This is a genomic window from Lujinxingia vulgaris, assembly GCF_007997015.1.
GTDB lineage: Bacteria > Myxococcota_A > Bradymonadia > Bradymonadales > Bradymonadaceae > Lujinxingia > Lujinxingia vulgaris.
This window is the reverse complement of sequence record NZ_VOSM01000006.1, coordinates 238,600-253,423: the sequence shown is the minus strand read 5'-3', so window position 1 is coordinate 253,423 and position 14,824 is coordinate 238,600. Positions and strand designations below refer to the sequence as shown.

Here is a 14,824-nt window from a genome sequence, read left to right as displayed (position 1 = left end):
CACGCGTGAGAGACGCACAAAAATTCGATGCGTTGAGCTTTGTCCGCGGGTTCCACAAGGTCAAGCCTCACCGGCCGGCGCAGCCGGCGATCTCTCGCATAACCGAGCGATCGCAAAAGCGACTCGCCATGCCACCCAGCACAGAGCAAGGAGACGTTCGAACGTCTCCCACCATGAAAAAACCGGCCGCGATTGCTCGCGGCCGGTTTTTTCAACTTACATGCTTACATAGTCGTACGTAAGTACTGCTTTTAGAGCATGCAGATCCGCTGCGGTTCTCCAGGGCGCCCCTGCGGCTCACAATAGCCGTTGAAGTCACAACAACCCGACCAACCGTTGTCAGCCGTGCAGTTCATCCCGAAATTCGCGTTGCAGCTCTGCGACTCGGTACGCGTGGTGGTGGAGCAGCTACCGTTGGAGCATTTGTAGTCGGTGCAGCTGCGACTCTGCGTCCCGCTGCACGTCCCATAATTCACCATGCACATGCCCCAGGTTCCACACGAGGTGGTGCCACACGATTTGCCGTCCGTGTTTCGCGAACATCCCACCGTCTGCGTCGTGGTACTCGACGAGCAGTTCCCGCTCGAACAGGAGTAGGTCGTCACGCTGCGGCTTTTCGTGCCCGTTTCATCGCAGCTGTTGGAATAACCACCGCAGGCCGAGTAGGTGCCATAGACCGTGGTTCCGCAGCTATTGCCGTTGGTCGAGCGTGTGCAGCCCTGCGTCTCGGTCGCCGTCGAGGTCGTGCACGTGCCGCTGGAGTTACACTTATAGTCGGTGCGCGTACGCGACTGTGTTCCGGTCGTATCGCAGGTGTTGGCGTAGCCGCCGCAGCTGCCCCAGCCGGTGTAGGTCGAGGTCCCGCAGCTGTTGCCCGTCACGCTGCGCGTGCAGCTCTGCGTCTCGGTGCGGTTGACCGTCGAGCAGGTCCCATTGGAGCACTTGCGATCAGTAGCGGTACGCGACTGGGTGCCGGTCCTGTCGCACGCGCTGCTAAACCCGCCGCAGCTTCCCCAGGAGCCGTAGGTCGTCGACCCGCAGGTATCCCCGTCGGTGTCGCGCGAGCAGCTCTGCGTCTCGGTGAAGTTCGAGGAGCTGCAGCTTCCGCCCGAGCAGTCATACTCGGTTCGCGTGCGCGTCTGGGTGCCAGTCTCATCGCAGCTATTGGCGAACCCGCCGCAAGCCGACCAGGTGCTGAACGAATCACTGCCGCAGCTGTTGCCGTTGGTCACCCGGGTGCAGCCCTGCGTCTCGGTCGCCGTCGAGGTCGTGCACGTACCGCTGGAGTTGCAGTTGTAATCGGTGCGTGTACGCGACTGCGTACCGGTCGTATCACAGGTTGAGCTGTAGCCGCCGCAGCTGCCCCAGGAGGTGTAGGTCGAGGTCCCGCAGCTGTTGCCGGTGACGCTGCGCGTGCAGCTCTGCGTCTCGGTGCGGTTGACCGTCGAACAGGTCCCGTTGGAGCACTTGCGATCGGTCGCGGTGCGCGACTGCGTACCGGTCGAATCGCACGCGCCGGTGAACCCGCCGCAGCTGCCCCAGTTGCCGTAGGTCGTCGACCCGCAGGTATCCCCGTCGGTGTCGCGGGTGCAGCTCTGCGTCTCGGTGAAGTTCGACGAGGTGCAGCTTCCACCCGAGCAATCAAACTCAGTACGGGTGCGCGTCTGCGTGCCCGTCTCGTCACACACGTTGTCGAAGCCGCCGCAGGCCGACCAGTATGTAAACTGGTCGGCGCCGCAGTTGGTGCCATCCGTGTCACGCGTGCAGCTCTGCGTCTCAGTCGCCGTCGAGGTCGTGCACGTGCCACTGGAGCTGCAGTTGTAGTCGGTGCGCGTGCGCGTCTGCGTGCCGGTCGTATCGCACGTGTTCGCAAAGCCACCACACGCCGTCCACGAGGTGTACGTCGAATTCCCGCAGCTATCACCATCGGTCACCCGCGTGCAGCTCTCAGTCTCGGTGGTCGTCACAGACTCACAGGTGCCGCCGGCGCAGGTGCGCGTGACCACACTTCGGCTGCGCTCACCGGACTCATCGCAGGCGTTTGCAAAACCGCCACACGCGCTCCAGGGGCCCTCGGTCACGCCCGCGCCGCAGGTATCACCGTCGGTGACACGCGTGCAGCTCTGGGTCTCGGTGCGATCCACCGAGGTGCATCCGCCGTTATCGCAGATGCGATCGGTGGCCGTGCGCGTCTGGGTGCCGGTGGTGTCGCACTCATCGGCGAACCCGCCGCAGCTGCCCCACGAGGTGTAGGCCGTATCGCCGCAGCTCACATCGTCGGTGTCGCGCAGGCAGCTCTCAGTCTCGGTGGTCGTCACAGACTCACAGCTCGAGCCGGCGCAGGTGCGCGTGACCACACTTCGGCTTCGCTCACCGCTCTCATCACACACGTTGTCAAACCCACCGCACTCGCTCCAATCACCGTAGGTCACACCCGCGCCGCAGGTGTCTCCGTCGGTGTCGCGGGTGCAGCTCTGGGTCTCGGTGCGATCCACCGAGGTGCACACGCCGCCGGCGCAGGTGCGGTCGGTGGCGGTGCGGGTCTGGGTGCCCGTCTCATCACACTCATCCGCAAACCCGCCGCAGGAGCCCCAGTCACTGTAGGTGGTATCACCGCACTCCACGTCAGCGGTGTCGCGGGCGCAGTCCGCGCGAACTTCCGTCTCACTCGTCGTCACAGCCTCACAGCTGCCGCCGGCACAGGTCCGCGTCACCACACTTCGGGTGCGCGTGCCTTCCAGCGAGCACTCGGTGGCGTACTCACAGCTCGCTGACCAGTCACCGCGCGTCACACCTTCACCGCAGCTTGTCCCGGCGGTCTCCCGCACACAGGCGGTGGTGTCGGTCTCGGTCGTGGTGACCGATTCACAGCTACCGCCGGCGCAGGTGCGCGTCACCACACTGCGGGTGCGCTCACCGTTGAGCGAACATTCGGTCGCATAGTCGCAGGTCGACCAATCACCGTAGGTCACGCCCGCGCCACAGCTTGTCCCCGTAGTGTCACGGGTGCAGCTGCCGGTCTCGACTTCCTCGCGCGGCGCACAACTGTCGTCGGCGGCGCATTCATAATACGTCACGGTGCGGGTGCGGCTGCCTTCCAGCGCGCACTCATCGGCAAAGCCGCCGCACTCGCTCCAGGCGCCGTAGTCCGGCTCCTGGCACTGCACCCCGCCCTGATCGCGGCTGCAGCTCTGGGTCTCTTCGCGCTCGCTCGGCACGCACTCGCCACTGCCGCAGGCATAGCTCGTGATGACGCGCGTCTGCGTGCCGGTCTGGCTGCAGGTCCCGTCAAAGCCCACGCAGGGGCCCCACTCGCCAACCTCTTCTGCGCCGCATTCCAGATCGTCGGTCTCAAGCGCGCAGCTCTCCACCTCTTCGTTGTTCGTCTCCTGGCAGCCACCTTCGGCGCAGCTGTAGGTCGTGATCCCGCGGCGACGCTCACCTTCCAGCGCGCACACCGAGGCACCATCCACCGCCTCACAGCTCGACCACTCACCAGTGATGGTATCGCCACACTCCACGGCGTCGGTCTCGCGCACGCAGCTCTCGACCTCTTCGCGCTCGGTGGGCTCGCAGCTCTCCGAGGCGCAGGCAAAGCTCGTCACGGTGCGACGGCGCTCACCTTCATAGGTGCAGAGATCGGCCTCGGCGCCTTCCAGCGCCTCACAGCTCGACCACTCCCCGAAAATCTCATCGGCGCAAACTTCGGCTTCGGTCACGCGTTCGCACTGCTGTCCCTCCTCGATCTCCTCGGAGGCGCACACGCCATCTTCACCGCAGCTAAAGATCTCAACCATACGCGTCTGCACCCCGGCCTGGGTGCACACATCGCCTTCTTCGAACTGGCAGTCGCCCCAGGGCTGCGCCAGCGCCTCGCCGCAATCCGCGTCTGCACCGCACTGCTGGCCAACCTCGCAGGCCTCGCAACTCGAGCCGCCGCAATCCACATCGGACTCATCGCCGTTCTGCACGCCGTCGTCGCAGGTGGGCACCACGCAGCTGCCCTCCACGCACTCGGCGCTTTCCTCAGAGCAGCCGCTATCATCCTGGCAGGCCGCATAGCAGACACCGCGGTAGCAGGTCTCGGCCACACCGCAGATCACATCGTCGCAGCTCAACGCGGTACACGCGCCTTCAAAGCAGCGCTCTTCGGCGCCGCATTCGGCGCTCTCATCGCACGCCGCGTAGCACTGGCCCCGGTAGCAGGCCTGGCCCTCATCGCAGCTTACGCCTTCGCAGCCCGCGCCCACACAGACATTGTCCTGACACAGCCCGCTTGCGCAGTCGCCCGCGCCCTCGCAGCCCTGACCCGGCTCACACGCCTCACAGTCGGCGCCGCCGCAATCGATGCCGGTCTCCTCGCCATTCTGAACGCCATCGTCGCAGGTCGGCGCCGGCGTCGCATCGCCCGTATCCACCGACACATCGGGCAGCGGCGCGTCCGGCACATCGAGCAGATCACCCACGTCCAGGTCGTCGCCGGGGTTCGGTACGATCACCTCCCCGTCAGGATCCGAGCACGACAAAAGTCCCAGAGAAATGAGCACCACCACCAACCAGGAACTCAACCATCGAGAGCGCTTAGAAGTCATCAATCAAGCCGAAAATTACGGTTTTTTTTAAGAAGAAAGGGCCGCCGGACACAGCTCACCACTCAGCCTGAACGCTCTCTCGTACACCCCCCTTGAGAGCCTGGCTGCCGGCGTGAAACCGCCTTCATCGCGATGTAAACGAATGTTTCGCCACCTCCCTTATGTTACAAATCCCCACAAGAATCCAGAGAAAACCGGGAATACTGAAATGGATGAGCATTTTTACTTTTCTAAAAACTCTCCCCAAAGACGCAAAAAAGCCGCCCCCGGGAGCTCCCGGGGGCGGCTTCTTCACCTCACGAAGACCGCGCTAAATCACGGCCTTCGCGCTATGCACGGGCTTTAGTTCTGAACCTGCTCCAGCTCCGCCTCAAAGCGCTGCTGCAACGCGGTGTCCTGCTGAAGGCGCTGCGCAAACATCGCGTACTCCTCAAACGGCATGCCGGCTTCTTCGACCGCCGACTGGATCTGGGTGATCGCCTCCTGCTGCACCTTCTGCGCTTCTTCAGGCGACTGCACGCCGGCCATCTTCTGCTGCACCTCAGCCTGCACCGGCTGCGTGGCCACATAGGCCTGGGCAAAAGCCTTGACCTGTTCGTCGTCGATCTCCCCCTGCATCATGCCCGCAGCCCCCTGAGCCGGCGCGGCCTGCTGGCCTTCACCCAACGCCGCGCTCTCCTCATCACCGGCATTCTCTTCGGCGGCTTCATCCGAGGCTTCGTCCGCCCCGGGCTCTTCGATCGCCTCAGGGACTTTGGACTCATCGCGAGCCCCCTCGGACCTCAGCTCCGTCTCGGTCTCAAGCTCGGGCTCATCGGCCACCTCGCAGGCCATCAATCCGGTGGCGACAAGCGCCAGCAGTAGTCCTCGCAACGCGGTGTTCTGGCAGATCGGCATCTTCAACTTCATGGGTTCTCCTCAAAAAGAGTTATGGTGACTCACCAGATCAGGCTCCTCCCCTCGCCGTCCCGGCGTTCCACCCCCTGACATCTCGCAAGATGCGTTCCACCCCCTGATTTTATCTCTTTCGACCAAAATTCCGCATATCTGGCCCCAGAATGTGTGCTGTTATGCGACATGTCGCGTCATGCAACACCTTTTCCCCGGGTTTGTCCCTTCTCTCAAACGCGCGGCTCACCCCTTGCCGTTGGCGCGCTCCTGATAACGATCCGCCACGATATCGCGCAACGCCCGCGCCTCCACTCCGGCCGACTCGTTGACGATGGAGGCTTCCAGGATCGCGCGGGGATCGACCTCATGCACCGCACTGCGCAAGCGCGCGTACGAGAAGCGGTCGATGATGCAATAGATAATATGGCGCGGCTCGCCAGTGTAGCCGCCCACCCCCTGCAAGAGGGTCACACGCAACTTCATATCTTCGACGAGCTTGCGCCGAATCGGCTCGCAGTTGTCGCTGATGATCATCACCGAGACCACCTGATTGAAGCCTTCCAGCACAAAGTCGATGACCTTGGTGACCAGGAAAAACACCGCCACCGAGAACATCGCGCTCTCCAGACCGAAGAGCAGCGCCGCGCCGCTTAAGATCACCACGTTGATCGAGAGCAGAAAGGTACTCACCGGGATATCAAAACGCTGATTGGCCCACACTGCCAGCATCTCAGTGCCGTCAACCGCCCCGCCATTTCGCACCACAATGCCTACGCCCAACCCCAGCAACAGCCCCCCGTAGAGCACGATAAGCACCTCCGAGGTCGTCACCGCCGGAAAATCACGTAAGAACGCCAACCCCAGCAGCGCCACGAGGTTGCTATATGCTGTGCGCCAGGCAAACTTTTTGCCCAACGCCTGCGCACTGATCACGAGAATAGGGCCGTTCAGGCATAGAAGAAAAAGCCAGATGGGCAGCCCGAACATCTTTGCGCCCATGATCGAGAGCGCGGTGGTGCCGCCGTCGACAAGGCTGTTCGGCGCCAGAATCAGCTCCAGCGCCATCGCCACGAGCACTGCGCCCACGGTCAGCATCACGTAATCCACAAAGGTGCGCATCGACCCTCACATCTTGCTAAAACTCACCATCAACCTCACTCGCCACGCAGCAGCGCGACCATCTTCTCGGTCAACCCCTCGGCCCGGGCCGCCTGCACACTCTCGCGCGCCAGCAACGCCCGGCTGTAGGCCTGCACCTCTTCCAATCCGTCGAGGAGAGCGCCCCAGCCCATCGCCTCCATCGACGCCCAACGCGTAAACACCGGGGCCAGCGTCGCATCGACCAGCCCGAAGGAGGCGCCGGAAAAGTACGTCCCTTCCTCCCGCGCGCGCAAGGCCTCTTCGATGCGCTCCAACGCGCCGCGCACCGTCTTCAACCCCTGGGCCACCTGCTGCGCATCGCCGCCGGCAAACCACAGCGTGCCCAGCCCCTCCATCAGCACGTCGTTGGTAAAGGCTATCCAGGCGCGCGCCCGCGCACGCTCCACCGCCCCTTCAGGCAGCAACGCCGGCTCGGGCAGCACCTCTTCGAGGAACTCGTTGATCACGGCCGACTCGAAGATCGGCACCTCATCGACCACCAGCACCGGCACCTTGCCGCGCGGCGAAAGTTTGAGAAACCAGTCGGGCTTATTCTTAAGGTCAATAAAGACCTGCTCAAAGGCCTGCCCCTTCTCATGGAGCACCACACGGCTGCGCTCCACATAAGGGCAGAGATCAAACGAGATCAGGGTGTACGTCGATGACATCTTTATGCTCCTGCGTAGGGTCTGAGACTTACGGCACCATGCCGCCCTCCAAACACGGCACGAGCGCGATGCGGTCAACTCAGCGCGCACGCATCTCCGCGTTGCGTCAACGCAACCTCTCTCGAAACGCCCCCCTACCTCAGGTCGATTGGCCCGATTAAGCCGCCGAAAAAGCTCAGGTCCCCGGCCCGTAGCGCAACTTCTCGGCGGTGCCCGCCGTCAGGCGAAGATCGCCGGTGAGGCTGCGCAGCGCCGTGCGGATCCCCTCCTCGACCACCGGGTGGTAGAAGGGCATATCCAGAGCATCGAAGACCGTCATCCCGCTCTGCACCGCCCAGGCCAGAAGATGCGCGGTATGCTCGACATCCGGCCCAAACATCTCCGCGCCGCAAAGGCGGCCGGTGTCGCGGTCGGCGTAAATGCGCACAAGCCCCTTGTTTTTCGCCTTCACCCGCGCGCGACCCTGGTTGGCATAGGAGACCTCGCCGACGCCGCAATTATCTTTGTCGAGCTTCTTCCAGCCGCAGCCCACCACCGCCATCTGCGGATCGGTGAAGGTGATCGCGATCGGCGCGCGCCGAATCTGCGCGCGGATGTCCGGGAAGTTCGCCGCGTTGCTGCCTGCGATGCGCCCCTCATCGGCCGCCTCGTGCAAGAGCGGGTAGTGGTTGGCGGCATCACCAGCGATAAACACCGGCAGCTCACCGATCTGGGTGGTACGCGGATCAAAAGGTGGCTGCCCCCGCTCATCCACCGGCACCCCCGCCTCTTTAAGACCCAGCCCGGCCAGGTTGGGGCGGCGACCGGCGGTCACGAGCACCTTCTCAAAGCGCGCCTCACAGGGCTCCTTCTGCGCGTCGTGCCAGCGCAGCACAAAGCCGCCGTTGCCATCGGTGGCCTCGCTCACATCAAACGCGTCGATGCCCAGGTGCAGGTCGAGCTCCTCGCTGAGCACCTCGTGAATGACCTCGGCGACCTTCGGATCGTTGATATGCGCAAGCTCGTTGAAGGGCGAAAAGAACGCCACCCGCACGCCCAGCCGGTGCAAAGCCTGGCCGAGCTCCAGCCCGATCACCCCGGGGCCGACCACGGCCACCGACTCGGGAAGATCCTCCCACTCAAACACATCGGCGCTGGTGGACAACTTCTCTTTAAGAGGTACCAGGTTCGGCGGAAAGTAGGGGCTGGAGCCAGTCGCGATCACCACCGCCCGGGCGGTGATCTCCATCTCCTCATCGCTCCCCTCCAGGGCCACCCGCACCGTCGTCGTCGACGTCAGCCGTGCTCGCCCCCGAATCCGCACCTCATCGGGGATGCGTTCGGTCTGCTTGAGCACAAAGCCCACAAAACGGTCGCGCTCGCGCCGCACCCGCTCCAGCACCTCGCGCCCCTCAATGCGCACCCCTTCGGGGTGCACCCCGAAGGTCGGCGCATTCTTGACCGCAGCAGCCGCGTCCGCCGCAGCGATCAACAACTTCGAGGGCATGCACCCCACCCTGGCGCAGGTCGTGCCGTAGGGGCCATCTTCGATCAGCGCGACGCTGGCGCCGGCCTTTCGCGCCGCACTCTGCGCGCCCAGCCCGGCCGTACCGGCCCCGATCACCACCACATCCACATCGCGCTTTTGCATCGTCGAGCTCCTCGCAGCCACTTATCGCATGTCATCGCGGGCGTCGTTAACTCCAGCGCTCGGCGGCCTCCCGCAGCACGTCGATCACGCTGACCACACCCACCACCGCATCGCCTTCCACCACCGGCAGCGCGCCGACGCGGTACATCAAGAGCGCCTCCACCGCCCGGGCCACCTCATCATCGGGGCCAACCGTGACCACATCGCGATCCACCAGAAAACGGCTCTTGATGATCGTGGCCACCGGCGCCTCCAGCACGCCCTGGACGTCGGCCGGCGAGAGCATCGTAAACACCCCGGGCATCGAGTGAATGAAGGTCAGATCGCGGTCGCTGACCATGCCGACGATCCCATCCTCGTCGACCACCGGCACATGGCGGATACCCCGCTCGCGCATCATCCCCAGCACTGCCTCAACGCTCGTCTCGGGGCTGACCACCACCGGATCGTTCGTCATCACGTCGCGGACCTTCATCGTCACCTCCTCGGCCGGCGCTCCACCGGCGGCCTCATCGCCCGCCAACACGCCCCGGCTAAACCATTGACATCAAAGACGAATCCAACACAGCGCGACGCCGAGCAACGCCTCAGCTCTCGATCACGACCCCGGCTTCGCGGTATTCGCGCAGCCGATACTGGACCTTACGCACGCTGATGCCAAGCATCTCGGCGGTCTCGGCGCTGCTGCCGCCGGTGGCCTCGTAGGTGCGCAGAAGCGCGTAGCGCTCGATATCGGCCAGGGTCGATCCCGGGATCTGCACGCCCAGATCACCCAGGGAGGTCTCCCCCTGACGCAACACCTCGCGGGGCAGATGACGCAGCTCCAGGCGCTTGCCGTCGGTCATCACCACCGCGCGCTCCATGACGTTCTCCAGCTCGCGCACGTTGCCGGGCCAGTCGTAACGCTCCAGCGCGCTCATCACCTCCGGGGCAACCTCCTCGATGGTGCGGGCGTTCTCCTGGGCGTATTTCGCCACAAAGTGGCGCGCAAGAAGGGGCACATCGCCCGGGCGCGCCCGCAGGGGCGGCGCCTCGATGTGGATGACGTTGAGGCGAAAGTAGAGATCTTCGCGAAAACGTCCGGCTTTCACCTCGGCTTCCAGGTCGCGGTTGGTCGCGGCGACCACGCGCACATCCACCGAGATGGTCTTGTTGCCACCGACCCGCTCAAACTCCCGCTGCTGCAAGAACCTCAGGAGTTTGACCTGGATCGCTGGCGAGATCTCGCCAATCTCATCGAGGAAGAGCGTGCCGCCGTTGGCCTCCTCAAAGCGGCCCTCGCGCCGGGCGCTGGCGCCGGTAAAGGCGCCCTTCTCATGGCCGAAAAGTTCGCTCTCCAGAAGGCTCTCAGCGAGCGCGGCGCAGTGCAGGCGCACAAAAGGTTTGTCGACGCGCCCGCTCTTCTCATGGAGCATCCGCGCGATGAGCTCCTTACCGGTGCCGGACTCGCCAGTGATCATCACCGTGGCGCGCGCCCCGGCCACCTGGTCGATCATCGCGATCAACGACTGCACCGCCGGGCTCGCCCCCAGAATCTTCGTGCGCGACTGCTCGCGCTGCTCGGCGTGGCGCGCGCGCAGGTTGGTGAGCTCGCGGCGCTCCTCAATGCGCTCCATGGCGCGGGAGAGCACCAGCGAGACCGCGTCGAAGTTCAGAGGCTTGGTCAGATAGTCGTCGGCGCCGGCCTTCATCGCCTCCACCGCGCTCTCCACGCTGCCAAAGGCGGTCATCACCACACACCCCAGGTCGGGCTGCTCCTCGCGCGCCTTTTTCACCAGCGTGATGCCGTCCATCACCGGCATACGCCAGTCGGTCAGAAGCACCTCGCAGGGCCACTCGCGCAAGATCCCCAGCGCCTTAAAGCCGTCGCCGGCCGAGGAGACCTCGTAGCCCTCATCGCTGAGAAGTTCCACAAGGGCGCGGCGGGCGTGGGGTTCGTCGTCGACCACCAGGATGCGGCGTTTGCGCTGCGGCGCCTGAGGCTCAGGCGTCTTCTCGACCCGCTCCGCGGGAGAAACAGCCGTCTCTTCGGTCCATGCACTCATCGCTCAACCTCGTCCTCCGCGTCACGCCGCGGGTAGGGTAAGTAGACGGTAAAGGTGGTGCCCTCGCCAGGTCGCGAGAGCACATCAATGGAGCCGCCATGCGCCTCCACAATCTTGCGGGCGATCGCCAGGCCGATGCCCGTGCCGGAGGCCTTCGACGTGTAGAAAAGATCGAAGATCCGGTACTTCATCGCCGGCGACATCCCCGGGCCGCTGTCGCCAAACTCCACGCGCAGCCCGCTCTCATTCTGCACAACCTCCACCCGAATGTGCCCCCCCTCGGGCATCGCTTCAACCGCGTTGGTCATCAGGTTGATAAAGACCTGCATCAGGCGGTCGCGATCGCAGACCATCACCGGATCGCCATCGACCTCAATGTCCATCTGCACCCCGCCCGCCTCAAGCGTAAGCTCGTGGTTGCGGCGGATCTCATAAAAGATCTCGGCCACATCGGCCGGGCCGGTGTGGATGTCGACGGGTTTGGCAAAATCCAGGATCTCGGAGTTCAGCCCCTGAATGCGGCGCAGCTCCGCGCGCACCGCCTCCAGCACCTGACCGTAGACGCCCTCATCGACCTCGGAGCTTCGCAGGCGACGCTCGAGCAGGGTCATCTGCAGCCCGATGGCGTTAAGCGGGTTTCGCACCTCGTGGGCGAGCCCGGTGGCCAGCGCTGCCGGGATCTCGAGCTTCTGCTTCATCAGGGAGTCCCAGTAGGACTGCACCATGATCGTCAGCTCGATATCCAGAATGCGATCCACGCTGGTCACCGCGTGGCGCAGCCCCAGGATGACCGGATCGTCTTCGAGGCGCGCCTGCTGATCACTTAAGATCTCCAGAAAGCCGTGGCGAATCAGGTTCATCGCCCCGAACATAAACTGCGGCAGGAGCCCCACGTTCACGTGCACCCGACCGATATGCTGGCGATGCGCAAAATACGCGTCGTCATAGCGCCCCTCAAATAACTCGCCGAGCCAGACTTTGAGCGAGGCGCGCAGTCGGTCGATCTGCTCGGGCCCCACAAAGACGCCGCGGGCGCGCGGGTGCGCCATCAGCGCGTCGTAAAACGCCACAACCACCTCCGAGAAGCGGGGCTCCACAAGAGGGCCCAGCGCCTTGAGGCGAGCGGCGTCGTCGTCGGTGAACCCGACATAGCTTTTGATCTCGTCGAAGAAGTGCATCACGGAGTAACTCGGAGGTTCGAGGGGGCCGAGGCAACCCCGGATGGGTCACATCGGTGCTCGGGTCAGTTCATCAACACCCGTCGCAAATCACGGCTGCCTCGCTGCGGGCAGCCGAACGAATCGAATGGGCACCCGGGTGCGGCAGAATGTCGCGACGACCGGGGGTAAAGCAAAAGCGGTGCCACCGTAGACCCGTAAGAAAGGCCCGAAGCGCTGCGGGCCTTATCTAAAGCGGCCCATCAGCAGGTCGGAGCGATGAAATTAGCCATCGACGTGGCGAAAGCCGGCGCAAACTACGCAGCAGAGGCTCCCACGAGGCGCAACTTCTGCACCAACCAGAATAGCCACGCAAATATTGCGCAAAGTCTGAGCAACGCCCCCCCCTCAAGCGGGGGAGTCGGAGCCAATTCCCGCTCCCTTTGCGCGAGATTTTCGCGCCTCGCATCCCGGCTCCTCAATGCGCTACAGCGCGACGATTCGCCACATTCACCGCCGCGCCGCCGTAACGAGCGCGATGCCCCGGCGGGGGTGTTCTTCGATCTTTTTGAAACTTCTGGCACGGGCTTTGCTCTAACCGACGATGACGCTTGCTGGCGATGTCCCCGCGCAGTCGGACTCGCCATAGAGCAGGCTTTTGTTGGTGTCTGACTGCGCTACTTTGCGAGGTTCTTATGGCCGCACCCTGCATCTCGATGCCTGTCTCCGCTCCGGTTGACGCCCCCGCGCCCGCGGTGCACCCGCTGGCCCGCCAGCGCGCCCGCTCCTCGCGTGACACCGATCTGCACGCCGACTCGCTCACCACTTATATGAACCAGATCCGGCGCATCGAGATTTTGCCCAACGAGATCCAGGATCGCCTGGCCCGCGCCTTTCTGGAAAATGGCGACGAAGAGGCCGCCAAGACGCTCGTCTGGGCCAACCTGCGCCTGGTGGTGAAGGTCGCCACCGACCTGCACCGCCCCGGCCACGACCTTCTGGACCTGATTCAAGAGGGCAACCTCGGGCTGACCGAGGCGCTGACCCGCTTCGATCCGGACCGCGGCACGAGCTTTGTGGGCTATGCGCACTTCTGGATTCGCGCGCTGATCTTCAACTACCTGCTCAACCACACCTACCCCATCCGCATGGGCAGCTCGCGCGACAGCCGCAAGCTCTTCTTCAACCTGCGCAAGGCGCGCCGCCAGCTGCGCAGCCGCGGGCTGGAGCCCACCGCTGAGAACGTGGCCGACTACCTGGAGGTCGACGTCGACGAGGTCGAGCGCGTCGCCACCCTCACCGGCGGCGGCTTCACGCGCCTGGACGCCCCCTTAAGCGACGACTCCGAGACCACCGGCCGCGACATGCTCGCCAGCGCCGAGCCCGACCCGGAGACGGCCGCCCACGATCACCTCTTTTATGAACGCCTGCGCGGCCTGGCCGAAGAGTTCGTCAACACCATCGACGACGCGCGCCGCCGCCAGATCTGGCATGAGCGCATGCTGGCCGTGCATCCCCGCCAGCTCGACGATCTGGGCGATGAGTTCGGCATCTCCAAAGAGCGGGTGCGCCAGCTGGAGATGGACATGCGCAAAAAGTTCCGGGTTTATATGGAGACCTACCACGCCCCCACCCTCCAGGAATACCTGGCGCACTGAACCTCGCCCAACCCCTTGATTTAAAAAGAGTTTTCACGCCAGGCAAGCGCAAGGAGGTGGCCATCATCGAGCTCGGTGAGGGCCACCTCCCAGCGCTCTGGCGCATCATCGGGGAGCGCAATAAGGCGCGGGCTGGCGTGGCTGTCGAGGTCGAAGATCACCTGATTGAGGCCGGCGCTGATGCCGCGGCCGTCGGCCTTCATCCAGGCCTCTTTAAGCACCCAGAGCTCCAGAAAACGCCGCCGTCGCGCGCTCACCTGCCCCTCCTCGGCCTCATCGCTGAGCCTGGCGAGCGCGCGCTGCTCGTAGTCCGAAAAAAAGCGCTCGGCGACGTTGCGGTGGTCGACGCGTCGGTTGCCATGCTCAATATCGACGCCCACCCGCAAGCCCTGCGCCGCCGCCAGCACCACCCGCTCCTCGCTATGCGCCAGGTTGAAGTCGAAGCCGGGCAACGCCGGAGACACAAGGTGCGGGCGCTCGTGCGCCCCCTTCTCAAAGACCAGCTCGTGTGGTGCGCACCCCGCAAGCTCACTGAGCGTGGCGCGCGCAAGCCCGCGGGTGCTCAGGTCGCGGCGGCGCAGCCGCTCCAGCGCGTAGCGCTCGTGGCGCGCGAGCTCATCGGCGCTCATCCAGCCCCGCACCTCCTCGCCAACCCGCAGCGAGAGCGCTTCGACCGCGGCGCTCCTCACAATCACCCCGGCGCTCCGGGCGGCCTCCAGCACCAGCTCCTCCCCCTTCAGCGTCGCCGCCCCGGGGTCACACGCCGCATCGCCCCCGGGCTTCTCATCGCTGAAACACATCCCTGCTCCTGCACCGGATCGTGAAACATCTTCCGCATCTTCCGGAAAATTTTTCCAAAGACGCCCTCTTCGCAGACCTCGCGCGAAGGGTTTTACCTGAGCAGACGATTTTTTTTTAGCGATCCTCAAGAATGCGTCCGCGCTTCTACGAAAAAAGCGCCACGCAAACTTTGCGCGGCGCTCTCGCCACTCCATCATCGCAAGCCTCGTCGGGGTCATGATTTACCCCGAACGCAGGCGCTC

General features: G+C 64.3%; 10 protein-coding genes. 1 reads left to right on the top strand and 9 read right to left on the bottom strand.

Features of this window, described 5'->3' with window-relative positions:
- Positions 1 to 251 precede the first annotated feature (251 nt).
- The 8 genes from FRC98_RS13795 to FRC98_RS13760 form a co-directional block, all read right to left on the bottom strand.
- Positions 252 to 4,499: a serine-rich family protein gene (locus tag FRC98_RS13795; RefSeq protein WP_146982025.1), complete on the bottom strand. Its 4,248-nt coding sequence runs from the start codon at positions 4,497 to 4,499 to the stop codon at positions 252 to 254.
- A 435-nt stretch (positions 4,500 to 4,934) separates the two neighbouring features.
- Positions 4,935 to 5,501, bottom strand: coding sequence for a DUF4168 domain-containing protein (locus FRC98_RS13790; protein WP_146982024.1), 567 nt, complete (start codon positions 5,499 to 5,501; stop codon positions 4,935 to 4,937).
- A 225-nt stretch (positions 5,502 to 5,726) separates the two neighbouring features.
- Entirely contained in the window at positions 5,727 to 6,602 is an 876-nt protein-coding gene (locus tag FRC98_RS13785; RefSeq protein WP_146982023.1) for a YitT family protein, read from the bottom strand.
- Positions 6,603 to 6,637: 35 nt separating this feature from the next.
- On the bottom strand, positions 6,638 to 7,291 hold the full coding sequence (locus FRC98_RS13780; RefSeq protein ID WP_146982022.1) for a glutathione S-transferase family protein: 654 nt from the start codon (positions 7,289 to 7,291) through the stop codon (positions 6,638 to 6,640).
- 175 nt (positions 7,292 to 7,466) lie between these two features.
- Positions 7,467 to 8,921, bottom strand: a complete 1,455-nt coding sequence (locus FRC98_RS13775; RefSeq protein ID WP_146982021.1) for a dihydrolipoyl dehydrogenase — start codon at positions 8,919 to 8,921, stop codon at positions 7,467 to 7,469.
- A gap of 46 nt (positions 8,922 to 8,967) precedes the next feature.
- Positions 8,968 to 9,396 carry a CBS domain-containing protein gene (locus FRC98_RS13770; RefSeq protein WP_146982020.1) on the bottom strand — a complete coding sequence of 143 codons (429 nt, stop codon included), beginning with the start codon at positions 9,394 to 9,396 and terminating at the stop codon, positions 8,968 to 8,970.
- A gap of 112 nt (positions 9,397 to 9,508) precedes the next feature.
- Positions 9,509 to 10,966: a sigma-54-dependent transcriptional regulator gene (locus tag FRC98_RS13765; RefSeq protein ID WP_146982019.1), complete on the bottom strand. Its 1,458-nt coding sequence runs from the start codon at positions 10,964 to 10,966 to the stop codon at positions 9,509 to 9,511.
- On the bottom strand, positions 10,963 to 12,144 hold the full coding sequence (locus tag FRC98_RS13760) for a protoglobin domain-containing protein (RefSeq protein ID WP_230467616.1): 1,182 nt from the start codon (positions 12,142 to 12,144) through the stop codon (positions 10,963 to 10,965). The genes FRC98_RS13765 and FRC98_RS13760 overlap by 4 nt, the downstream gene beginning before the upstream one ends.
- A gap of 674 nt (positions 12,145 to 12,818) precedes the next feature.
- On the opposite strand from FRC98_RS13760, the gene FRC98_RS13755 reads away from it, so the two are divergent.
- The gene (locus tag FRC98_RS13755; protein WP_230467608.1) at positions 12,819 to 13,781 is read left to right on the top strand and encodes a sigma-70 family RNA polymerase sigma factor; all 963 of its coding nucleotides are present in this window, start codon (positions 12,819 to 12,821) and stop codon (positions 13,779 to 13,781) included.
- Between the two features lie 20 nt (positions 13,782 to 13,801).
- Here FRC98_RS13755 and FRC98_RS13750 read toward each other — a convergent pair whose 3' ends face one another.
- On the bottom strand, positions 13,802 to 14,581 hold the full coding sequence (locus FRC98_RS13750; RefSeq protein WP_230467607.1) for a 4'-phosphopantetheinyl transferase family protein: 780 nt from the start codon (positions 14,579 to 14,581) through the stop codon (positions 13,802 to 13,804).
- Positions 14,582 to 14,824 lie beyond the last annotated feature (243 nt).

What these genes read in the sequence shown, in the direction of transcription:
- FRC98_RS13790 (WP_146982024.1), bottom strand. Translation starts at nt 5,501, where the DNA reads ATGAAGTTGAAGATGCCGATCTGCCAGAACACCGCGTTGCGAGGACTA.
- FRC98_RS13785 (WP_146982023.1), bottom strand. Translation starts at nt 6,602, where the DNA reads ATGCGCACCTTTGTGGATTACGTGATGCTGACCGTGGGCGCAGTGCTC.
- FRC98_RS13780 (WP_146982022.1), bottom strand. Translation starts at nt 7,291, where the DNA reads ATGTCATCGACGTACACCCTGATCTCGTTTGATCTCTGCCCTTATGTG.
- FRC98_RS13775 (WP_146982021.1), bottom strand. Translation starts at nt 8,921, where the DNA reads ATGCAAAAGCGCGATGTGGATGTGGTGGTGATCGGGGCCGGTACGGCC.
- FRC98_RS13770 (WP_146982020.1), bottom strand. Translation starts at nt 9,396, where the DNA reads ATGAAGGTCCGCGACGTGATGACGAACGATCCGGTGGTGGTCAGCCCC.
- FRC98_RS13765 (WP_146982019.1), bottom strand. Translation starts at nt 10,966, where the DNA reads ATGAGTGCATGGACCGAAGAGACGGCTGTTTCTCCCGCGGAGCGGGTC.
- FRC98_RS13760 (WP_230467616.1), bottom strand. Translation starts at nt 12,144, where the DNA reads ATGCACTTCTTCGACGAGATCAAAAGCTATGTCGGGTTCACCGACGAC.
- FRC98_RS13755 (WP_230467608.1), top strand. Translation starts at nt 12,819, where the DNA reads ATGGCCGCACCCTGCATCTCGATGCCTGTCTCCGCTCCGGTTGACGCC.
- FRC98_RS13750 (WP_230467607.1), bottom strand. Translation starts at nt 14,581, where the DNA reads ATGTGTTTCAGCGATGAGAAGCCCGGGGGCGATGCGGCGTGTGACCCC.